Raw genomic sequence first — 22,173 nt, forward strand, 5'->3', positions numbered from 1 at the left:
GATTCTAGAAACGTAGGATCTTGATATACCTAATTCTTGTGCTACTTCACGTTGGGTTTTCTCTACACCATTTTTTAAACCATAGCGCATTTCTAAAACCATTTGCTCCCTTGCTTTCAATACCTCTTTCATCTTTTCGTAAAGCTGTCTTATTTTCATCTTTATATCCACTTGATCTAATACAGATTCATTATCATATTTCAGAATATCATTTAAAGTAATGGCATTTCCTTCTTTATCAATACCTATTGGTTCTTGTAAAGAGACTTCGTTTTTTTGTTTCTTGTCGCTTCTTAGCATCATTAAAAGTTCATTTTCAATACATCTAGCTGCATAAGTAGCTAGTCTCGTCCCTTTATCTACATTATAGGTAGAGATGGCTTTAATGAGACCAATCGTTCCAATTGATATTAAATCATCCATATCTTTATTAACATTATTGTATTTTTTTACGATATGTGCAACAAGTCTTAGATTTCTTTCAATTAGAATATTCTTTGCTTCTTCATCTCCATCTTTATAACGTTCTAGATAGTGACGTTCTTCATCAGCAGATAAAGGTTTAGGAAATACCTGATTCCCTGAAATATAAAATATTGCAAAAATATATTGAATAATATAAAGCCACAAAAATAAAGCACCCCCAAAATAGCTCATATATAATCTTATGATTACTTTGATAAAAAAGTGCTTTTCCTTCAAAATTGACTTTGTACTATTTCTTTAAGAAAGAAGGACATGAAAAAAGGGATTCAAATATACTGAATCCCTTAAGTATTATAGTTAGTGAATGGTTGCGTTATTATCTTTGTTGATACAACGAATGATATCCAAGACTTCTACTTCTTCTTCAATTTTCAGTCGAAGAATTTGTTTCGGATGAGGTGCACTTTCAACTTCATTCCCCTCTTCATCCCATAAATTATCTACTTTCATGGTAATAATAGAACCTTTTTTAGGCATTATCTCGATGGTATCACCAACAGAAAACTTATTTCGTTGCTGAATAGTTGCCATCTTCGTTTCTTTATCATAATCTAAGACCATTGCAGTAAAATTATAATTTCGAATATAGGTATTACGATCATAGATTTGCTCTTCATGACCAGGCTTCCTATGAAAGAACCCCGTTGTATAATCCCTATAACTGCATTTCTGAAGTTCTGACATATAGTAATCCTTCTTACTTTCATATAAGCTTGGATCCTTTAAATAATCATCTATAGCTTCACGATAAGTTCGTGTTACTGTAGCCACATAAAAAGGTGTTTTCATTCGTCCTTCAATTTTAAAGCTATAGATACCAGAATCAATAAGCTCTGGAATGTACATAATCATACATAAATCCTTCGAATTATAGATATAAGTACCATGGTCATCTTCAATAATGGGGAAGTACTCACCAGGTCTTTTCTCTTCAACAAGATGGTAACGCCAACGGCATGGATGTGTACATGCACCTTTGTTAGCATCTTTAGCCGTCATAACATTACTTAATAGGCATCTTCCTGAATAAGAAATACACATAGCCCCATGAACAAATGCTTCGATATCTAATGTATCTGGTGTTTTTTCACTGATTTCTTTAATCTCATCAAAAGAAAGTTCTCTTGCTGCTACTACACGTTTAACACCTTGTTCATGCCAAAAATTAAAAGTTTTATAATTGGTATTATTAGCCTGTGTGCTTAAGTGAATCTCCATTTTAGGTACAACAGCTTTTGCAGTAGCAAATACGCCTGGGTCTGCTACTATAATAGCATCTGCCCCTACTTCTTCAAGCTTAAGTAGGTATTCTTCTAACCCTATTAAATCTTCATTATGTGGAATCATATTCACAGTAATAAACACACGTTTTCCATACTTATGAGCATATTCAATTCCTTCAATCAATTGTTCTTCAGTAAAATTTCTTGCTTTAGCACGTAGTCCAAAACGCATACCACCACAATAAACTGCATCAGCTCCATAAGCTACTGCTACTTTAAGTGCTTCTAGACTACCAGCTGGCGCTAATAGTTCAATTCTATTTTTCATGATCATTATCTCCTTTTATAGTATAGGAAAGTACTACGTTTTGCTTATAAAAGTAATAAGGCATCGAACCTCATTATCTTTGATACATATCGTTACACGAAATGATCAAGCAAGGAACCATACTTTCCTGCACACACTTGAAACGTGTCATTAACTTTTCTTGTAACAGATTGCGACGCCATCACCTATTGGTAATAAACTTGATTTATAGTCCTCATCATATAGCATATCCCATAAAAAATTTCGCATCCTCTTATGAATCGTTCTTTGGCGTCTTGGTATACTGTATCGATTTTTCGCAACCATACCTTTATGAAGAACGTTATCTGCCATAATTATGCCTTGTTCTGCAATTAACTTCTTACTGTATTCAAAGAAGAGATGATATTGTCCTTTAGCTGCATCAATAAAAATGAAATCATAAGGCCCTTCAAGTTGTGGTAGAATATCTTCAGCAGAACCTTCATGAATACGAATACATTGCTCGCGTCCTGCCTTTTTTATATTTTCTTCTGCCCGTACTAGCATCTTTGGGTTACGTTCAATCGTATCAATCTTTCCACTATCAGCTAAATATTGACTCATCACTATGGCTGAGTATCCGATTGCAGTACCAATTTCTAAAATTCGCTTGGGACGTTTGATTTCTAAAACTGTTGTTAAAAAGGATTTTACTTCCAATGGAATAATCGGAACGTCTGTTTCCTCAGCTTCAACTTCTAATTCTCTAATCAATCCTTCATCTTTCGGTTCCATTTCCCATAAAAATTCTCTTATATAGTCATGTGTAATATTACTATTCAATATTAAAATCTCCTTAATGATAACTCTTCTTTTCAAAACAAAGAGACTATCTACATAGTCTCTGTTTGCTCATTTTGTGTTTACTGATTTGCAAGGTGTTCTTCATAAGTCTTAGAAAAATGATGTTCACCGGTTGCTTCATCAATTAATACGAAGTAATAGTAATCTGTATCATCTGGGAACAATGCTGCTTCAATTGAAGAACTTCCTGGATTAGCGATAGGTCCAAAAGGCAACCCAGCATTGATATAGGTATTATATGGTGAATCAAACTTTGTCTCTTCGATGGTCAATTGCGTTACTGCTTCACCAATTCTCCCTTGAGCATAGAGTACTGTTGAACACATGCCAAGTGGCATATCTATTTCTTCACGATTATATATTACACTGGACATGAGGGCTCTTTCACTATCTAGTTTAGCTTCTTTCTCAATGACCGAAGCTATCGTAACGATCTCATCTAAACTGTATCCCGATTCCTCTACTTTAGCATAATAATCATCAATAAAAACTTTATCAAACTGAGCTAACATTGTGTTGACAATATCTTTTGCTGTTGCATCTAATGCGACAAAGTAGGTCTCTGGAAATAAATAACCTTCTAATGCTATTCCCTCTTCGCGATCTACTGGTATATACTCAATAAATTTATAATCATAATCTAGAGAATCTGCTTCAGCTAAAAACTCTTCAGCAGTACATATTTCTTTCTCTTCAAGCATATCAGCAATTTGATATACTGAATAACCTTCAGGTATAGTAATCTTAAACTGCTCTGCTTGGGCACCTTCTGTAGCAAGCATGGTCATTATATCTTCTTCATTCATTGTTGTATTAATGATATAACTACCATATTTGAACTGACCATCAAAACCATCAAGTTTTGCACTTAGAGTAAACATAAATGAGTTATCAATAATACCTTCAATTTCTAGTATATCAGCTATGTCAGACGTTGTAGCACCTGCCGGAATTTTAACAAGTACATCCTTAGGCTCTTTATCTGAATTATCTTCCTGGTCTGTTAGATTAAACCCAAAATTAAAAGCTGTCTGTGCAACGAACAATACGACTAAAACAATTGCTCCAGTTAAAACAATTTTACTTACAAATTTTATTAAACTTTTTAAAGTTTTATTAACCATAAAGTCACCTCTGTATTCTACTGCTATAAAAACACTATATAATGAATCTATTCTTTTAGTTTTTAAATTAAACTACCATGCTTTTCTTACTTAGAGTACTATATTCACTCGATTATGACAAACTTCTAAACAGTTAGTACTGCAACTTATATAAGTATACATTTTTTTGTACAATACTGCAAGGGGTAAACAAAGAAAAAGACCCGAGTGTACTCGAGTCTTGCACGGTCTTCATTAACAAACATTAAACTTCCATTATTATTGGTAAAATCATTGGACTTCTCTTCGTTTGTTGCCATAAGAATTCTTTCAGCGTATCCTTGACAACACTCTTGATGGCAGCCCACTCCACCATATTTTTCTCTTCGCATTGAATTAATGCATCCTGTACTACTTTTCTTGCATCTTCCATTAAGTTACCGGATTCTCTTACATAAACAAAACCTCTAGAAATGATGTCCGGACCAGCTAATACTTGACCTGTTCGACGTTGTAATGTTACAACTACAACTAAGAGGCCATCTTGAGATAAATGTTTACGATCGCGTAATACAATATTACCTACATCGCCAACACCTAAACCATCTACTAGTACTTGGTCAGCTGAGACATTTCCAACTATCCGCCCACTACGATTATCTAACTCTAAGACATTTCCAGTTGACATGATAAATATATTTCTTGGATTCATTCCAAGGTTCTTAGCAAGCTCAGCATGTTTTCTTAAATGTCTATATTCTCCGTGAACAGGTATAAAGTATTTAGGTTTGACTAAACTGTGGATAAGTTTAAGCTCTTCTTGACAAGCATGACCAGATACATGAGTATCTTGAAAGATAACTTCAGCACCTTTTCTAAAAAGATCATTAATTACACGAGACACGGTCTTCTCATTTCCTGGTATAGGCGTTGAACTAAAGATAACCTTATCCCCTGGTTTAATATCTACTTGACGATGATCAGATGAAGCCATTCTTGATAAAGCTGCCATAGGTTCACCTTGACTACCGGTCGTAATAATGACTAAATCTTCATCATTATATTTACTAATCTCACTTATATCAATCATTGTTTTATCTGGAACCTTCAAGTATCCAAGTTCTGTTGCAGTATTCACAACATTAACCATACTTCTTCCAACAACTGCAACTTTTCTTTTATATTTTCTTGCAGCGTTTATAATCTGTTGAACACGATCTACATTCGAAGCAAAAGTTGCAACCATTATACGATGATTTTTTGACTCTGCAAAAATATCATCAAATACTTTACCAACTGTCTTCTCAGACATTGTAAACCCAGGTCTCTCTGCATTTGTACTATCAGCAAGCAATGCTAGTACACCCTTCTTTCCAAGCTCCGCAAATCTCTGTAAGTCTATCATTTCTCCGTGAATAGGTGTATAATCAACTTTAAAGTCACCAGTATGAACGATCGTACCCGCTGGTGATGTTAAAGCTATCGCCACTGCATCTGCGATACTATGATTAGTACGAATAAACTCTGCTTTAAATGCCCCGAGCTGAACAGTCTGTCCAGGAACGATAACATTTAGATTATGTTTTTTAATACCATGTTCTTTTAGTTTATTTTCAACTAATCCTAGCGTCAGTTTTGTTCCGTACACTGGTACATTGAATTGTTTTAATAGATAAGGAAGAGCACCAATGTGATCTTCATGACCATGAGTTAAAACAACTCCTTTAATTTTATCTACATTCTTCTTTAAATAAGTAAAATCGGGTATTACTAGATCTACTCCTAGCATTTCATCTTCTGGAAACGCTATACCACAATCAAGAATTACAATTTGATGATTGTATTCAAATAATGTTATATTTTTTCCAATTTGGTCTAATCCACCTATTGGAATTATTTTTAGCTTAGATCTTTTGTATGCCATTTTACACCTCCGTATTAAATTGTCAATGTCCGTTTAATGAAAAACCGTTCTTTATAAAAGTGTTTTAACACAATTATTTACAAATTTAATGATTCAAACAATCTTCACATACACCATAAAACTTCAGTTTATGATCTGTGATTTTAAAATTAAATAGATCTTCAATTTTTGTTTCGAGTGGATCTAACAAATCTTCAGCAACTTCAATAACTTTACCACACTCTTCACAAATTAAATGGTGATGATGATGATCTTCATCTTCTAATCCTAATTCATAACGACAACATCCATCATCAAGGTTTAATTTTCTAACTAATTTAAGACTCTCTAATAACTGAACTGTACGATAAACAGTTGCTAAACCAATTTCTGGACATCTTTCCTTAACAAGTTCATAAATCTCTTCTGTTGTTAAATGTTCCCCTTTATGGTCCTGCATAATCTCTAAAACAGCTCTTCTTTGAGTAGTTAATTTAAATCCTTTTTCTTTTAATAATCCTTTAAACTCTATACCGTTTAGTGACATATTGACTTCCCCCAATCAGGTTTTAACTTTTCATCGGGTTTTAACTTGAATTGTAATCTATATGAATAAATTAGCCTGAATACTAATTCTGGTAATATACTATTTTAATTCATGCGGTAACTAACTAGTTCTAATAGCAATTTATAGAAACCATGACATTACCTAGTGTATTATAAGATTCAATATATTTTCAGAAATCCTAATTTTACTTCTCTATTAGAAAATACTTATTATCCATTTAGCTTTTTCTATTATATTAAAGTCGAATTGATTTGTCAATGTTATCGGTGTTGTAAAATTCGCAAAATCCATAAAAAGAGCATTAAATTATAGAGACGTTGTATTTACAACGCTCTTAATTAGTCTTCCTTCAAATAATCTAAATCATACTCATCTGCGTTTTCTCTAAATAACTCCAACACCATCATGTATTCTTGTTCATCATCAATAAGATCGTAAATCAGATCATCATCTTCTTCACCGATCTGTCTTAATATAACGCCTTCTGCCTCTTCATCATCTTCTAATCCAGCTTCAATAACGAGTAAATACTTATGTCCACCATATTCAATTTGATCATATACTTCAAAATCCACTGTTTCATTTGTTTCTTCAAGTTTAAACTGTATAATACGTTCGTCCATTTGAACACCTCTTTAAATTGAATCTAAATAACCTTGTAAAATATATACTGCAGCCATTTTATCAATAACTTTTTTTTGCTTTTTTCTACTAATGTCAGCTTCTAAAAGACTCCTTCTAGCTGCCATTGTACTCAATCGTTCATCCCAAAGAATGATTTGAATATCTAACTCTTTTTCTAATCTTTTTTTGAAGTTTTGGGTTTTTTCAGCCCTTGGACCTAATGTATTATTCATATTTTTAGGTAATCCTAATACAATTTTTTCCACTTTATATTCATCTACAATTTCAATTACTCTCTTAATGGAAGCCTTTAGGTTTTCAGGTTCTTTTCTATGAATAGTCTCAACCCCTTGAGCCGTCCAACCCATCATATCACTTACTGCTACACCAACTGTTTTGTCTCCAAAGTCTAATCCTAAGATTCTCATAGGTTCTCCTTATTTTAAGCTATTACTCTCAACAAAGTTTCTAACAAGTTCTTCTAAAATCTCATCTCTTTCAAGTTTACTAATCATTGTACGAGCATTATTATGACTTGTTATATAAGTTGGATCTCCAGATAAAATGTAACCAACTATTTGGTTAACAGGATTATACCCTTTTTCAACAAGAGCACTGTAAACGTCACTTATGATCTGAGAAACTTCGCGTTCTTCCTCATTTGCAACCTTAAAATACTGTGTATTGTATTTATCCATAACATCACTCTCCTAATAAATAATATCCATTTCCATCTTGTTTTATTGCCTTTAGAGTAATATTGATAATTTTATTTTTTATATCGTCCTCTTTGGACTGCAATTTTACTCGCATATAATTATCAGTATACCCCATATAAAGCCCTTCTTCTTCAACTTGTTCAATAAGTACATCTTTTGATGTACCTAGGAAACTTTGCAAATAGGCTTTTGACATTGATTTTCCAAGGAAAATCATTTTACTACTACGTTCCTCTTTTACATTACCATTAATTTGATCATTTCTAGCAGCGGCTTTAGTACCTTCTCGAGGTGAGTATTTAAAGACATGAATCTCACTAAACTCTACCCGTTGAACAAAATTATAAGATTCTAAAAAATCCTCTTCACTCTCACCAGGGAACCCTACTATAATATCCGTTGTCAATGCAATATTACCCAAGTGTTTTCTTAATATTTCTACCCCATTGTAATATTGTTCATTGGAATATTTCCTATTCATTTCTTCTAGCGTTTTATTACATCCACTCTGAAGAGAAAGATGATAATGAGGACATAACTTATCCAACGCTTTAATACCTTTAACAAATTCTTCAGTTATCATTGTAGGTTCAAGAGATCCTAATCGTATCCGTTCCAGACCATCGATATCATTTACTAATTTAATTATATCGAATAAGTTGATGTTTTTCAAATCTTTCCCATAACTCGCTAAGTGAATTCCTGTTAATACAACTTCCTTATAACCATTAGCGACCAATTGTTTAATTTCCTCTACAATGGCATCAGGCTGTCTGCTTCTAATTGGTCCACGAGTAAATGGTATAATGCAGTAGGAACAAAATTGATTACAACCGTCTTGAATCTTAATATATGAACGGGTTTTACCATAATTGTGATGTACCTTTAGTTCCTCGTAAGTCTTAACCCGTTTAATATCTTTTACATTTTTTATAAGTTCATTTTCCCTTTGGAAATCATTAATCATTTCTATAATCTGATTACGCTCGTCTGTACCAATGATTAAATTAACTCCTTCTAATCCAGCTACTTGATCTGGTTCATTCTGCACATAACATCCTACAACAATGACAAGTGCATTTTCATTCTTCTTTTTTGCTCTAGAAATAATTTGACGTGACTTTTTTGCAGCCACATTCGTTACGGTACAAGTATTTATAACATATATATCAGCTTTTTCATTAAATTCTTTTATCTCATACTCATGATCTATAAATAACTCTTTTAAAGCTTCTGTCTCATATTGGTTAACTTTACAGCCTAAAGTATGAAAAGCTACACTTTTCATTTTTTTATGCCACCTCTTATCAAGTTTTTATTCTTCAGTAAAGGATTCTCAATTATTATTTCTGATCTTTTATCATATGCCTAAAGTTTATACAAATTTTACTTTCTTTAAACTTTAGGTCTATAAATGATTTAGTAACAAAAAGTACATATAAGTCTATTATAGACGAACTCTTGTTTAAATACAATAAGCTCTAATTAATATTTATGCTGATTTATAATTTTTGTTAAACACCAAATTATTAAATTTCAATATTTTAGTAATTTTATTTATTGACATTAGCCAGCAATATGCTTAAACTATATTATAGCAGGAATACTAGCTTAGGAATTCTTATTGAATTGCCTCACGAAAGGAGAATGACAATGAAATCTGTGGAAATTACTTTAAACTCAATTGATAAAGTTAAATCCTTTGTAAACATTATCAGCAAATACGATACTGATTTCGATTTAGTTTCTGGAAGATATGTAATCGATGCTAAATCCATTATGGGTATTTTTAGCTTAGATTTAAGTAAACCAATTCGCTTAGATATTCATGATAACGAGGAAGCAGATGCTGTTATTAGAGATATCAAAGCATATGTTGTAGATTAATCGATCTAAGATTTAAGAAAATGGGCACATGACTTTTTAAGTCATGTGCTTTACTTATTTCACAACCTTGTTCTTATTCTAATGCTTCTTTTATAAGCGAATAACCTCGGTATCCTCAATAGCTTTTATAATCATTTCTTCCATGTTCTCAAGTTTACGTTCAGAGCGCTCAATGACATGTAATTTAGGTTTTGTTACTGGATGCTTGGCTACAAAAATGGTACAACAATCCTCATAAGGTAAGATCGATGTTTCATATGTTCCTATTTTTTCAGATATATCTACAATATCTTGTTTGTCAAAACCAATAAGTGGTCTAAATACAGGCAAATCCTTCACAGCTGCATTGGTACATGTTAAACTTTGGATCGTTTGACTTGCAACCTGACCAATGCTTTCGCCTGTAATCAGTCCAATTGCTCCACGCTTTTTGGCTATACGTTCAGCGATATCCATCATTATTCGTCTCATTATGATCGTTAATTGATCGTGAGGACATTTATCATAGATATCTAATTGAATGTCCGTAAATGGAACGATATGCAGCGTCATCCCCCCTGTATACTTAGCTACAATTTTTCCTAAGTCAATTACTTTTTGCTTAGCACGGTCAGTAGTATAAGGGTGACTATGATAATAAACTGCCTCTAATGAAACACCTCTTTTGGCAATCATCCATCCTGCTACAGGGCTATCGATACCGCCAGATAACATCAACATAGCTTTCCCATTAGATCCTACAGGCATACCACCTAGTCCTGGTATGATTTTAGAGAATAAATAGGTCTTATTACGAAGCTCTATCCTTAATCTAACTTCAGGCTGATGCACATCTACCTTTAAGTTGTTCATATTCTTTAAGAGATCTGCACCAACTTCCCTAGCAATCTCCATGGAATTCATAGGATATCTCTTATCAGCTCGTCTCACTTCAACCTTAAAAGTAACGTTCTTATCCCCATAATTTTCTTTCATATAGGTTAATGCTGCATCTTTAATGGCTTCAAAATCGTTTGTATCAAGTACTGTAACCGGACAAATACCAACGATTCCAAAGACCCGTCCTAATGTTTCTAGTACTACCTCTGTATCAACTTCATCTTTTGCTTCTACAAACAAGCGACCTTGTTCTTTTTTAACATCGAATTCACCAATATCCTTTAAAGCATAACGTATGCAATCAACTAATGCGTTTTCGAATTGGCCTCTATTTTTTCCTTTAATGGCTATCTCACCGTACTTAATTAAGAAAGCTTGATTCATTTAATTCTTCCTCCTATGTATATTGAACTACATTATATTTTTCACAAAGAAGTTCAATATATTTACCTTAGTATCTTTCTATTGCTCTATCTGTCCCTTATTTTCGAGTAAACATTCTAAGTCTTGGAATGAGTGCTTTTAAAGTGACAATAACTTTATCAGCTTCTTCCTTAGTATTAAATTTTGAAAAACTAAAACGAATAGTTTCATCAATCTCTTTTCTTCCTAAACCAATACCAGCTAAAGTAGGACTTTTTTCTTCAGGACGATTAGATGAACATGCTGAACCAGTTGAAACATAAATATTGTCACTCTCTAGAGAATGTAAAAGAACTTCTCCTCTAACATCATCAAAACGAATACTTAGTATGTGAGGCGCACCATCCTTAACTGAGGGGCCATTTAAATGAGCTCCTTCAATTTGATCTATCAATTGATCATAGAAATAAGTCTTAATAGCCTTCATGTGCTCCATATTTTCCTGAATCTGATTCATTGCTTCAACTGTAGCTTGCCCTAATCCAGCAATACCTGAAACATTCTCAGTACCCGAACGCATCCCCCTTTGATGTCCACCACCATGAAATAAGGATACTAAACGTACCTTTTTATCCATGTAGAGCGCACCAGCACCCTTGGGTCCGTGAAACTTATGACCACTTAAACTAAGTAAGTCAATCATAGATTTCTTTGGGTTAATCTTCAACTTGCCAAAGCTTTGAATGGCATCTACATGAAATAAAGTATTAGCATTTTTTTCCTTTATACATAATCCAATTTCATTTAGGTTCTGAATAGCTCCAATTTCATTATTTACATGCATGATAGTAACTAGCACTGTATCCTCTCTAATGGCGTCTCTTAACTCTTCTATATTAATCTGACCTGTCTCATTGATGCTTAAATAAGTGATTTCATAATCATAATTTTCTCTAAGATAAGTTATAGGACTAGCAACAGACTTATGCTCCATTTTTGTTGCAATAATGTGCTTACCACGACGCTTATAGGCTTCAGCTACCCCTTTAATGGCTAGATTATTGGATTCTGTTCCACCAGAGGTAAAATAGATAGTACTATGTTCGACACCTAAAGCTTTACTTATATTCTCTGCAGCTTCTTTTATATAGTCTTCCGCTTTCATGCCTTTATGATGTAACGAAGATGGATTTCCATAATCTTCAGTTAAAGTTCTCACCATAGCTTTAATGACACCATCCGAAGGTTTTGTTGTAGCACCGTTATCAAAATATATCTCTGACATTGTATCACCTCATACCACATTTTCTTTTCTAACTAGTACAAAAGTGGCTAACGCCACAATTAAACTGGAGATAGGAAAGTATGGTTCCTTACGAGCAAAACGCAATACTTTCCTATACCACAAGAAAAGGTAGGAAACTCCTACCTATCTATATAAATTACAATCAATCATCCCAATAACTATTACAGATTCTACATTTCATCAAAAGCGTACATGATGACAGATGTTAATGCTAGCCCAGCAGTCTCAGTACGTAAAATTCTTTTGCCCAAAGAGATAGAACGAAAACCTTGCTCTATAGCTTCTTTTACTTCGACCTCAGTCAGACCGCCTTCCGGCCCAATCAATATGCCAATATGTCGAACATCTCTATGTGCCTCTAGTACACTCTTCAAACTGTTTTTTTCATTCTCATAAGCCATTAAATTAAGCTGATTTGCTTGACTCAACTTAATAGCCTCTTGATAACTAACTGGTGATTTTATTACTGGAATAATACCACGGCGGCTTTGTTTAGCAGCAGCTTCACTTATTTTGTTCCACCGATCTACTTTCTTTTGTTCCTTCTTTTTATCTTTTAATTGAACGATGACACGCTCCATCATCACAGGGACAATCTCATGTACTCCTAGTTCCACAGCTTTTTGAATAATTAATTCCATCTTATCCTTTTTAGGCAATCCTTGATATAAGGTTACTTTTAACTGAGGTTCATTAACAGAATCTATGATCTGTCGAACTGCAATTTTAATGGATGTATTACTGATTATGTCTATTGTACCTTCATAATCTTTTCCAGTACCATCGCATAATGTTAAATCGTCTCCTACAGATATTCGTAGAACATTTTTTATATGATTAACATCATCACCGATAATTTCAATACTCCCCTGACTTACTTGATCAGGATTTATGAAAAAACGCGCCATAATATCACACTTTCTTTGTATAGACTAAAGCAGCCCATTCACCCTTTGTTTTCTCTTCTACAGGTATTAAGCCAACTTTAGCTAAAGCTTCTTTTACATCAGCCATTCTATCTAATATAATTCCTGAAGCTATAAATGTTCCATTCGTCTTAAGAAACTGTGGAATGACATCAGCTACACCAATTATAACATCAGCTATAATGTTTGCAACAATGATATCTGCTTCACCTTCAATGACATCAAGTAAATTGCCTTCGCTAATTGATACATAAGTAGAAACATTATTATGCATAACATTATCCTTCGCAACTCGAACAGCATTAGGGTCGATGTCTACACCAACCACATCCTTTACGCCTAGTTTAGCTGCACATATACCTAGAATTCCACTTCCACAACCAATATCTAATAATCGATCCGTTTCTTTTTTATAATTCTCAATAAGTTCCACACACATAGATGTTGTTTCATGGGTTCCTGTACCAAAGGCCATTCCTGGATCAATCTCAATAAGAATATCATTCTCCTTCAACTCATCAAAGGTCTCCCATGTTGGCTTAATGACAATGTGCTTACCAAGTCTAAAAGGTTTGTAATACTTCTTCCAATTATTGGCCCATTGCTCTTCTTTAACGCCTTTTACTTCAATCGTTCCTTTTCCTATCGGTAAATATGCAGACACTGACTCAAGTCGCTTTGAGATTTCTGATAGGTAGTTATCCATGTCTTCTTCCTCTGAAATATAGCATTTAATAATAACTTCTTCAGGATTATCACTTTGTACAAGGCTATCATCTACATAATCCCAAGCAGATTGATCTTTATCAGAAAAGAGAATATCTTTTGGATCAATAATCTCTACTCCTTTAATCCCTAGCTCCATTAATTCATAGTTGATGGCTTCCACAGCTTCTGTTACAGTTGTGATTCTGATTTGGTTCCAATTCATTAGTAGCTCTCCTTATTAGCCATGAATAGCATCATCAAAAGCATCTTTTACTTTATCAAAAAAAGTTTTCCTTTGTTGATGAACTTCATCGCCACTGATCTCTGCAAATTTTTTCAAATAGTCAACTTGTTCATTATTTAACTTCGTTGGTACTTCTACCTTCACTGTTACATACTGATCCCCACGATAGTTTTGATTTCGTAGATGTGGGATACCTTTACCTTTTAATCTGAAACGTGTATGGGTCTGAGTTCCTTCTTTAATAGAATACTTCACTGCTCCATCTAGTGTTGGTACTTCTAGTTCTGCACCTAACGCTGCTTGTACAAAGGTAATAGGAATCGTGCAATGAACGTCATATCCTTGTCTTTCAAACAATTGATGTGGTTTCACATAAACTGTTATAAGCAGATCTCCGCGTGGACCACCTAGTTCACCAGGTTCACCTTTACCTTGAAGGCGTATACTCTGACCATGATCAATACCTGCCGGTATATCCACTTCGATTTTTTTCTTATTCTTAACTTTCCCTGAACCATGACAAGTATTACATGGATCACTGATAATTTTTCCTCGACCGTGGCAGACACTACAAGTTCTTACTTGAGTCATAGCTCCAAATAAAGTGTTTTGTTGGATTCGCTCTTGCCCAGTACCATGACAACGAGAACACGTATCTGGCTTTGTACCTGGCTTAGCTCCTGAACCTTGGCAGGTTTCACAATCCTCTGTGATCATCACTTCGATAACTTTTGAAGTGCCAAAAGCAGCTTCATCAAATTCTATTTGAACTGATGTTCGAACGTCTCCACCACGACGCGGTCCATTTCTTCTTCCTCGATTACCGCCCATACCAAAGAAATCACCAAAAATATCACCGAATATATCACCCATGTCAAAATCATAGGTTCCACCTGCTCCACCATTACTAAATGCAGCATGACCAAATTGGTCGTATTTTGCTCTTTTATCAGCATTACTTAAAACATCATAAGCTTCAGAGGCTTCTTTAAACTTATGCTCTGCATCTTCATCATCTGGATTCATATCTGGATGGTACTGTTTTGCTAACTTACGATAAGCTTTTTTTAACTCTGCTTCCGTCGCATTCTTATCGACATCTAATACCTCATAATAATCTCTTTTTTGCTCCACTTACTCATTCACCACCGTTATTATTTATAGTTATTTCATAGGGAATAAAATCACCTGATTATTTTGTGTCTAAGTATTTCTTTTTCTATGCTTTCAAAGAAGCCAAAGATATGATCTTTGGCTTCTGTATTATTCCATCTATTTATTTTACACTTCTTTGAAGTCTGCGTCAACTACATCATCATCATTTCCTTGCTGTGGACCTTGGTTAGGATCTCCTTGGAAACCCGCTCCATCAAATCCAGCACCTTCTGGAGCACCTTGCTGTTGATATAATTTAGTTGATAACTCTTGGAAAAGTTGCATAAGCTTTTCTTTTTCAGCATTAATGTTATCAATATCCGCATCTGTCATAGTCTCAGGTGTAGTCTTTTCAAGAATATCTTTTAAGTTTTTCATTGATGCTTCAACGTTCGCCTTTTCGTTGTCATCAATCTTATCACCTAAATCTTTAAGTGTTTTCTCTAATTGGAATACAAGTGAATCTGCTTCATTTCTTGTATCAATAGCTGCTTTACGTTTTTCATCTGCTTCAGCAAATTGCTCAGCTTCTTTTACAGCTTTATCAATTTCATCGTCAGATAGATTAGTAGAAGCAGTAATAGTAATTTTTTGCTCTTTACCAGTTCCTAAGTCTTTAGCAGCAACATTAACAATACCATTAGCATCGATATCAAATGTTACTTCAACTTGAGGAATACCTCTTTGTGCTGGTGGAATACCATCTAATCTAAATCTTCCAAGGGTTTTATTATCTTTAGCCATTGGTCTTTCACCTTGTACAACGTGTATATCAACGGCTGTTTGATTGTCTTCTGCAGTAGAGAAAACTTGACTCTTCTTCGTTGGAATCGTCGTATTTCTTTCAATAAGATGAGTTGCTACACCACCAAGTGTTTCAATACCAAGTGATAATGGTGTTACATCAAGTAATAAGATATCGCCAGCACCTGCATCACCAGCTAATTTACCACCTTGTATAGCAGCACCAATAGCTACACATTCATCAGGGTTAATACCTTTGAAAGCATCTTTTCCAGTAATTTTCTTAACCGCATCTTGAACAGCTGGGATTCTAGTTGAACCACCAACTAATAAAATTTTGTCAAGCTCAGAAGCTTCTAAGCCAGCATCACTTAATGCCGCACGAACAGGTCCCATAGTTCTTTCAACTAGATCTGCAGTTAATTCATCAAATTTAGCTCTTGAAAGCGTAACATCTAAATGTTTTGGTCCTTCAGCTGTAGCAGTGATAAAAGGTAAATTAATATTTGTTGTTGTCACTGTTGATACTTCTTTTTTAGCTTTTTCAGCAGCTTCTTTTAAACGTTGCATTGCCATTTTATCTTGGCTCAAATCAACGCCTTCTGTTCTTTTGAATTCATCTACTAAGAAGCGGATAACACGATCATCAAAATCGTCACCACCAAGACGGTTATCACCGCTAGTCGCTAATACTTCGATAACCCCTTCACCAATCTCGATAAGAGATACGTCGAATGTACCACCACCAAGGTCATATACCATGATTGTTTGCTCATGCTCATTATCTAAACCATATGCCAAAGCTGCAGCTGTTGGCTCATTAATGATTCTTTTTACATCTAAACCAGCAATTTTACCAGCATCTTTTGTAGCTTGTCTTTGGCTGTCAGAGAAGTACGCAGGTACTGTAATAACAGCTTCTGTAACATCTTCACCTAAATAATCTTCAGCATCTTTTTTTAGTTTTTGCAATGTCATAGCTGAAATTTCTTGAGGTGTATATTTTTTATCGTCGATTGTAACTTTAAAATCTGTACCCATATGTCTTTTAATAGAGATAATCGTTTTATCTGGGTTTGTAATTGCTTGACGCTTTGCAGGTTCACCTACTAATCTTTCATCTGTTTTTGAAAAAGCCACTACGGATGGTGTAGTTCTAGCACCTTCTGAGTTAGCAATAACTACAGGCTTTCCACCTTCCATAACAGATACACATGAGTTCGTTGTTCCCAAGTCTATTCCAATAATTTTTCCCATTTCGCATCCTCCTAAACTTATATAAACGGGCTGAATACCCTTCTATTATTAAATTAATTTGCTACCTTTACCATACTATATCTAAGTACTGATTCCTTATACATATAGCCTCTTTGAAACTCTTCAACAACTTCATTATCACCAAATTGCTCATCTTCAACGTGTGTTACTGCACTGTGATAATTAGGATCAAACTCATTACCAACTGCTTCAATAGCTTTTACACCTAACTCTTCAAGAACAGAAGTAAATTGCTTATAGATCATATCAATGCCTTTAACAAAGGAATCTTCTTTTTGATCTTCTTCCAGAGTACCAAGGGCTCTTTCAAAGTTATCCACTATTTGTAATATTGGTTCTAAGGCATCCTTTGCACCACTTTCATACATTGAAGACTTTTCCTTGACAGTTCTTTTTCTAAAGTTTTCAAATTCAGCCATAGTTCTTTGTAAGCGATCAAGATAGTCAGTAGCTTCCTCTTCTTTAGACTTTAACTGTTCTTCTAAATCAGTCACCGCAGTATCAGAAACTTCTTCATTTGTCTCTTGATCAACTTCTTCAATCACTTCTTCTAATATTTCTTCACTGCATTCTTTTTCATTGTGGTTCATGTAGTAAACCGCCTTTCTATTACCTAAATCCTCGCTTTTAGCTAACATATCTAGGATCTAGGTATGTTTACTGGTTATTCACGTTTATGAAAATACTTAATATTCAACAAGGGATCTACTTGTCTAACCAAATATTCTAATGTGGATACAACTTTACCATAATCCATTCGTGTAGGACCAATAATACCTATAGCACCTACTGTCTCACCACCTAATTTATACGTCGTGGTAATAATACTACATTCCTTGAGCTCTTTCATACTATTTTCTCCACCAATGGTGATATTTATAACCTCATTACGATTTTCAAAATCAGTATTATTCAACATTGTTAGTACGGTATCTTTTTGCTCTAATAAATGAATAAGGTTTTTAGCTTTAATAATATCATTAAACTCAGGAAAGTTAAGTATGTTTGTAGTTCCACTTGTATAAATATCAAAATCTTCGCTATGCTGTAAAGTTTCTGAAACAGCATCAAGAACATTATTGAGAATCTCTCCATGAATACCCATTTCTCTCTTAATCGTTTGTATGAGAGGTAGATTAATATCTTCAATAGTTAATCCTTGTAAATAGGCATTTAGAAGATTGGTTAAGGTTGTTAATTGATTATCTTGAATCGGATTGTTGATATTAATAACATGATTCTTTACGATATTTCCATCAGTGACAATGACCAAAACAATGGATTTCTCATCCAATGGGATGAGTTGCATATGTTTTAGCTTAATTTTTTTGTATTGTGGCGTGGTGACGATGGAGGTATAATTGGTCATTACCGCTAATAAATCCGAAATTTCTTTTAATAGAAAATCTAAGCGCCCAACACGCTCCAGTAGAATTTTTTGCATGATATATACCTGTTCATCACTTAATGCAGGATGTTGCATTAAATGATCCACATATAATCGATACCCTTTATCAGAAGGCACTCTTCCAGCTGAAGTATGGGGCTGTACAATAAATCCTAAATCTTCTAAATCAGACATCTCATTACGAATTGTTGCGGAACTAACACCTAAATCATATTTTCTTGAAATAGTTCTTGATCCTACAGGCTCTGCAGTATCTAGGTAATTCTTAATAATAGCTTGTAAGATCCTTATCTTTCTGTCATTTAGTTCCATCCAATCACCTCTTTGTTAGCACTCCTCTCTATCGAGTGCTAACACTCATGTTTTAAAAATATCACTTGACTATTAATTTGTCAAGTGATTTTTGTATAAAGTATAAAAAAATTTATATTTAAGCTTTTTTTCTTGCATATCTACTTAACTTCAATCAACTATACTGTCACAATTCTATTCGTATTTCTTTTAGATTTATTCTTTTTACCCATTATTATTCATCAATCAAAAACTTACTAAATACTCTATTGGCTAAATCCATCCCTCTACGAGTTAATAAGAGTGAATTTTTCACTTCTTGTATGAGACCTTCCTTTAATAGATCATCTATTTGCTTACCATATACTTGATCTATTAGAATACCAAACCTCTTCTCAAAATCTGCTATAGCTATACCGTCCATTTTCCTTAATCCAAGAAACATAAATTCTTCCATCATTTCTTTAGTAGTAAGCGTAAAGATATTCTCTTTGTGAAACTGTCCCTGTTTTGCCTTTTGAATATACACTTCTAAGTCTTTAGTATGTTCATAACGCTGACCTTTGTAATAGGAATGAGATGCTAATCCTAATCCAACATAGGGTTTTAGATCCCAATAAACTAAATTATGTCTACAAGCATAACCTGGTTTTGAAAAATTGGATATCTCATAATGCTCATAATCATAATCTTTTAACATCTGAAGGCATGAATCGTACATATCCCTCTCACTTTGTTCATCTGGTAGATGTAACTGATTATTATGATACAAACCATAAAAAGGCGTTCCTTCTTCAATAATTAACCCATAAGAGGAAATATGTTCTGGTTTCATATGAGCTATTTGACTAAGCCCATTAATATAACCCTTCGTCGTTTGATCAGGAAGGCCAAACATCATATCTATGTTGATGTTCTTAATCCCGACCTTTCTCAAGCTTTCATAGTTCTGTTTAAATTCCTCAAAAGTATGAATTCGTCCTATCTTCTTTAATAAGTCATTCTCCGTTGATTGAAGACCCATACTTATACGATTGATGATTCCATTGCCAATAACATCTATTTTATCCTGATCCAGCGTTCCCGGGTTAGCTTCCATTGTAATCTCTGCATCTTTTGCAATTGAAAAAGATTTCTTCAGCCAACTTTGAATAGTATCCAGCTGATTCACAGATAAAATTGAAGGCGTTCCACCACCTATAAAGATGGTATCTATAATGCATTGCTGTAAACTTTCTCCAACTTGCTCTATTTCTAGACAAAGTGCATCTACATAATCTTGATAGAAAGCATTCTTTTTTGGATAAGAAGCAAAGTCACAGTAATAACATTTTGATTCACAAAAAGGTATATGGAGGTATAAACTAACTTTGTTCATTAGCTATCTAGTTTAAGGACACTCATGAATGCTGACTGCGGTACTTCTACATTACCAACTTGTCGCATTCTCTTCTTACCTTCTTTTTGCTTTTCAAGAAGTTTTCTTTTACGACTTATGTCACCACCATAACATTTTGCTAATACATCTTTTCTTAAAGCTTTCACAGTTTCTCTAGCAATAACCTTATTACCAACAGCAGCCTGGATAGGTATTTCAAATAGTTGACGAGGTATTTCTTGTTTCAATTTCTCAGCCATTTTTCTTCCGCGATCATAAGCCTTTTCTTCATGTACAATGAAGGATAATGCATCAACTACTTCCCTGTTAATAAGTATATCAAGTTTCACTAATTGGGATTCTTGATAACCTATGAGTTCATAATCAAAAGAAGCATAACCTCTTGTACGAGATTTTAAGGCATCAAAGAAATCATAAATAATCTCATTTAGCGGTAAGTTATAATGAACTAGCGCTCTTGTATCTTCAATATAGTCAATACTTAAGTATTGCCCTCTACGGTCTTGACATAACTCCATGATAGTCCCTATATACTCTGTAGGAGACATAATCTCTGCTTTAACCATAGGTTCTTCCATTAGCTTAATCTCTGATGGATCAGGCATGTCAGTAGGATTAGACATATCAATAATGGAACCATCACTCCTATGAATTTTATAAATAACACTAGGTGCTGTTGTAACAATATCTAAATTAAACTCTCTTTCAATTCTTTCTTGAATAATTTCCATATGCAGTAATCCTAAGAAACCACATCTAAAACCAAACCCTAAAGCAATAGATGTTTCAGGTTCAAACTGTAAAGACGCATCATTCAATTTTAACTTTTCTAATGCATCACGAAGATCACCGTACTTTGAACCATCAGCTGGATACATACCACAATAAACCATAGGGTTAACATCCTTATAACCTGGTAACTGTTCTGTAGCTGGATTTTCTACAGAAGTAACCGTATCACCTACTCTAGTATCTTGTACATTTTTAATACTTGCTGTAACATAACCAACACTTCCAGACTTCAATTCATCTGTTGGCATAAATCGACCAGCACCAAAGTAACCTACTTCAACAACTTCAAAATCCTTTTCAGTTGCCATCATACGGATTTTCATACCTTTTTTTATATGACCATCCTTAACACGACAAAATACAATAACGCCTTTATAAGGGTCATATACAGAGTCAAAAATAAGAGCTTTTAATGGATCATCGTCATTCCCCTCTGGTGATGGTACCATTTTTACAATCTGCTCCAGTACATCTTCGATGTTTAATCCTTCTTTTGCTGAGATTAAAGGTGCGTCTTCAGCATCCAAGCCAATTATATCTTCAATTTCATGCTTAACTCTTTCTGGATCAGCTGAAGGTAAATCAATCTTATTAATAACTGGTACAACCTCCAAATCGTGTTCTAAAGCTAAATACACATTGGCTAAGGTTTGTGCTTCAATACCTTGCGCTGCATCGACTACAAGAATAGCGCCTTCACAAGCTGCTAAACTTCTAGAAACTTCATAGTTAAAATCAACGTGCCCTGGTGTGTCTATAAGGTTAAAGATATACTCTTCACCATCTTTTGCTTGATACACTAGACGTACAGCTTGGGCTTTAATGGTTATACCTCTTTCACGTTCTAAGTCCATATTATCTAATACTTGCTCTTGCATTTCTCGTTCTGTCAATAAACCAGTTTTTTGAATAATACGATCTGCTAATGTTGATTTACCATGATCTATATGAGCGATAATGCTAAAATTTCTAATGTTTTTTTGATTACTCATTAAGGAATCCTCCATTTGCTGC

21 protein-coding genes are annotated in these 22,173 nt (G+C 34.1%); 1 reads left to right on the forward strand and 20 read right to left on the reverse strand.

The features are described 5' to 3' along the window. From sigK to mtaB, 10 genes are all read right to left on the reverse strand, one after another. Positions 1-630, reverse strand: a 630-nt coding sequence (gene sigK / locus C1Y58_RS24470) for an RNA polymerase sporulation sigma factor SigK (protein ID WP_242985466.1), incomplete at its 3' end; no start/stop codon positions are given. A gap of 153 nt (positions 631-783) precedes the next feature. Next, positions 784-2,037: a peptidase U32 family protein gene (locus C1Y58_RS24475; RefSeq protein ID WP_105619771.1), complete on the reverse strand. Its 1,254-nt coding sequence runs from the start codon at positions 2,035-2,037 to the stop codon at positions 784-786. 150 nt (positions 2,038-2,187) lie between these two features. Beyond that, positions 2,188-2,841 (reverse strand): O-methyltransferase, encoded by a 654-nt coding sequence (locus C1Y58_RS24480; RefSeq protein ID WP_242985467.1) that lies wholly within the window; start codon positions 2,839-2,841, stop codon positions 2,188-2,190. Between the two features lie 80 nt (positions 2,842-2,921). Continuing rightward, positions 2,922-3,986, reverse strand: a complete 1,065-nt coding sequence (mltG, locus tag C1Y58_RS24485) for an endolytic transglycosylase MltG (RefSeq protein WP_105619773.1) — start codon at positions 3,984-3,986, stop codon at positions 2,922-2,924. A gap of 244 nt (positions 3,987-4,230) precedes the next feature. Then, positions 4,231-5,889: a ribonuclease J gene (locus C1Y58_RS24490; RefSeq protein ID WP_105619775.1), complete on the reverse strand. Its 1,659-nt coding sequence runs from the start codon at positions 5,887-5,889 to the stop codon at positions 4,231-4,233. 85 nt (positions 5,890-5,974) lie between these two features. Further along, positions 5,975-6,415, reverse strand: a complete 441-nt coding sequence (locus tag C1Y58_RS24495; protein WP_105619777.1) for a Fur family transcriptional regulator — start codon at positions 6,413-6,415, stop codon at positions 5,975-5,977. A 359-nt stretch (positions 6,416-6,774) separates the two neighbouring features. Next, on the reverse strand, positions 6,775-7,059 hold the full coding sequence (locus C1Y58_RS24500; RefSeq protein ID WP_105619779.1) for a DUF1292 domain-containing protein: 285 nt from the start codon (positions 7,057-7,059) through the stop codon (positions 6,775-6,777). A 12-nt stretch (positions 7,060-7,071) separates the two neighbouring features. Then, positions 7,072-7,488: a Holliday junction resolvase RuvX gene (gene ruvX / locus C1Y58_RS24505; RefSeq protein ID WP_105619781.1), complete on the reverse strand. Its 417-nt coding sequence runs from the start codon at positions 7,486-7,488 to the stop codon at positions 7,072-7,074. Between the two features lie 9 nt (positions 7,489-7,497). Then, complete coding sequence (locus C1Y58_RS24510) at positions 7,498-7,758, reverse strand: IreB family regulatory phosphoprotein (RefSeq protein WP_105619783.1); 261 nt, start codon at positions 7,756-7,758, stop codon at positions 7,498-7,500. A 4-nt stretch (positions 7,759-7,762) separates the two neighbouring features. Then, on the reverse strand, positions 7,763-9,067 hold the full coding sequence (gene mtaB / locus C1Y58_RS24515) for a tRNA (N(6)-L-threonylcarbamoyladenosine(37)-C(2))-methylthiotransferase MtaB (protein WP_105619785.1): 1,305 nt from the start codon (positions 9,065-9,067) through the stop codon (positions 7,763-7,765). Positions 9,068-9,432: 365 nt separating this feature from the next. On the opposite strand from mtaB, the gene C1Y58_RS24520 reads away from it, so the two are divergent. Then, complete coding sequence (locus C1Y58_RS24520) at positions 9,433-9,666, forward strand: HPr family phosphocarrier protein (protein WP_105619787.1); 234 nt, start codon at positions 9,433-9,435, stop codon at positions 9,664-9,666. A gap of 90 nt (positions 9,667-9,756) precedes the next feature. On the opposite strand, the gene thiI is transcribed toward C1Y58_RS24520, so the two are convergent. The 10 genes from thiI to lepA all read right to left on the reverse strand — a co-directional run bounded on the left by thiI (position 9,757) and on the right by lepA (position 22,151). Then, the gene (thiI, locus tag C1Y58_RS24525; protein ID WP_105619789.1) at positions 9,757-10,929 is read right to left on the reverse strand and encodes a tRNA uracil 4-sulfurtransferase ThiI; all 1,173 of its coding nucleotides are present in this window, start codon (positions 10,927-10,929) and stop codon (positions 9,757-9,759) included. A 97-nt stretch (positions 10,930-11,026) separates the two neighbouring features. Further along, on the reverse strand, positions 11,027-12,193 hold the full coding sequence (locus C1Y58_RS24530; protein WP_105619790.1) for a cysteine desulfurase family protein: 1,167 nt from the start codon (positions 12,191-12,193) through the stop codon (positions 11,027-11,029). Positions 12,194-12,384: 191 nt separating this feature from the next. Further along, entirely contained in the window at positions 12,385-13,122 is a 738-nt protein-coding gene (locus tag C1Y58_RS24535) for a 16S rRNA (uracil(1498)-N(3))-methyltransferase (protein WP_105619792.1), read from the reverse strand. A 4-nt stretch (positions 13,123-13,126) separates the two neighbouring features. Then, positions 13,127-14,071 (reverse strand): 50S ribosomal protein L11 methyltransferase, encoded by a 945-nt coding sequence (gene prmA, locus C1Y58_RS24540; RefSeq protein ID WP_105619794.1) that lies wholly within the window; start codon positions 14,069-14,071, stop codon positions 13,127-13,129. Between the two features lie 15 nt (positions 14,072-14,086). Continuing rightward, positions 14,087-15,226, reverse strand: coding sequence for a molecular chaperone DnaJ (gene dnaJ / locus C1Y58_RS24545; protein WP_105619796.1), 1,140 nt, complete (start codon positions 15,224-15,226; stop codon positions 14,087-14,089). 147 nt (positions 15,227-15,373) lie between these two features. Next, positions 15,374-17,248 (reverse strand): molecular chaperone DnaK, encoded by a 1,875-nt coding sequence (dnaK, locus tag C1Y58_RS24550; protein WP_105619798.1) that lies wholly within the window; start codon positions 17,246-17,248, stop codon positions 15,374-15,376. 53 nt (positions 17,249-17,301) lie between these two features. Continuing rightward, the gene (gene grpE, locus C1Y58_RS24555) at positions 17,302-17,859 is read right to left on the reverse strand and encodes a nucleotide exchange factor GrpE (RefSeq protein ID WP_105619800.1); all 558 of its coding nucleotides are present in this window, start codon (positions 17,857-17,859) and stop codon (positions 17,302-17,304) included. A 74-nt stretch (positions 17,860-17,933) separates the two neighbouring features. Beyond that, positions 17,934-18,989, reverse strand: a complete 1,056-nt coding sequence (hrcA, locus tag C1Y58_RS24560; protein ID WP_105619802.1) for a heat-inducible transcriptional repressor HrcA — start codon at positions 18,987-18,989, stop codon at positions 17,934-17,936. 214 nt (positions 18,990-19,203) lie between these two features. Then, entirely contained in the window at positions 19,204-20,346 is a 1,143-nt protein-coding gene (gene hemW / locus C1Y58_RS24565) for a radical SAM family heme chaperone HemW (RefSeq protein ID WP_105619804.1), read from the reverse strand. Next, the gene (gene lepA, locus C1Y58_RS24570) at positions 20,346-22,151 is read right to left on the reverse strand and encodes a translation elongation factor 4 (protein ID WP_105619805.1); all 1,806 of its coding nucleotides are present in this window, start codon (positions 22,149-22,151) and stop codon (positions 20,346-20,348) included. The genes hemW and lepA overlap by 1 nt, the downstream gene beginning before the upstream one ends. Between the last annotated feature and the right edge of the window lie 22 nt (positions 22,152-22,173).

The sequence above is a fragment of the Vallitalea okinawensis genome, assembly GCF_002964605.1.
Taxonomy (GTDB): Bacteria; Bacillota; Clostridia; order Lachnospirales; family PQDH01; genus Vallitalea_A; species Vallitalea_A okinawensis.

What these genes read in the sequence shown, in the direction of transcription:
- C1Y58_RS24475 (WP_105619771.1), bottom strand. Translation starts at nt 2,037, where the DNA reads ATGAAAAATAGAATTGAACTATTAGCGCCAGCTGGTAGTCTAGAAGCA.
- mltG (WP_105619773.1), bottom strand. Translation starts at nt 3,986, where the DNA reads ATGGTTAATAAAACTTTAAAAAGTTTAATAAAATTTGTAAGTAAAATT.
- C1Y58_RS24490 (WP_105619775.1), bottom strand. Translation starts at nt 5,889, where the DNA reads ATGGCATACAAAAGATCTAAGCTAAAAATAATTCCAATAGGTGGATTA.
- C1Y58_RS24495 (WP_105619777.1), bottom strand. Translation starts at nt 6,415, where the DNA reads ATGTCACTAAACGGTATAGAGTTTAAAGGATTATTAAAAGAAAAAGGA.
- C1Y58_RS24500 (WP_105619779.1), bottom strand. Translation starts at nt 7,059, where the DNA reads ATGGACGAACGTATTATACAGTTTAAACTTGAAGAAACAAATGAAACA.
- ruvX (WP_105619781.1), bottom strand. Translation starts at nt 7,488, where the DNA reads ATGAGAATCTTAGGATTAGACTTTGGAGACAAAACAGTTGGTGTAGCA.
- C1Y58_RS24510 (WP_105619783.1), bottom strand. Translation starts at nt 7,758, where the DNA reads ATGGATAAATACAATACACAGTATTTTAAGGTTGCAAATGAGGAAGAA.
- mtaB (WP_105619785.1), bottom strand. Translation starts at nt 9,067, where the DNA reads ATGAAAAGTGTAGCTTTTCATACTTTAGGCTGTAAAGTTAACCAATAT.
- C1Y58_RS24520 (WP_105619787.1), top strand. Translation starts at nt 9,433, where the DNA reads ATGAAATCTGTGGAAATTACTTTAAACTCAATTGATAAAGTTAAATCC.
- thiI (WP_105619789.1), bottom strand. Translation starts at nt 10,929, where the DNA reads ATGAATCAAGCTTTCTTAATTAAGTACGGTGAGATAGCCATTAAAGGA.
- C1Y58_RS24530 (WP_105619790.1), bottom strand. Translation starts at nt 12,193, where the DNA reads ATGTCAGAGATATATTTTGATAACGGTGCTACAACAAAACCTTCGGAT.
- C1Y58_RS24535 (WP_105619792.1), bottom strand. Translation starts at nt 13,122, where the DNA reads ATGGCGCGTTTTTTCATAAATCCTGATCAAGTAAGTCAGGGGAGTATT.
- prmA (WP_105619794.1), bottom strand. Translation starts at nt 14,071, where the DNA reads ATGAATTGGAACCAAATCAGAATCACAACTGTAACAGAAGCTGTGGAA.
- dnaK (WP_105619798.1), bottom strand. Translation starts at nt 17,248, where the DNA reads ATGGGAAAAATTATTGGAATAGACTTGGGAACAACGAACTCATGTGTA.
- grpE (WP_105619800.1), bottom strand. Translation starts at nt 17,859, where the DNA reads ATGAACCACAATGAAAAAGAATGCAGTGAAGAAATATTAGAAGAAGTG.
- hrcA (WP_105619802.1), bottom strand. Translation starts at nt 18,989, where the DNA reads ATGGAACTAAATGACAGAAAGATAAGGATCTTACAAGCTATTATTAAG.
- hemW (WP_105619804.1), bottom strand. Translation starts at nt 20,346, where the DNA reads ATGAACAAAGTTAGTTTATACCTCCATATACCTTTTTGTGAATCAAAA.
- lepA (WP_105619805.1), bottom strand. Translation starts at nt 22,151, where the DNA reads ATGAGTAATCAAAAAAACATTAGAAATTTTAGCATTATCGCTCATATA.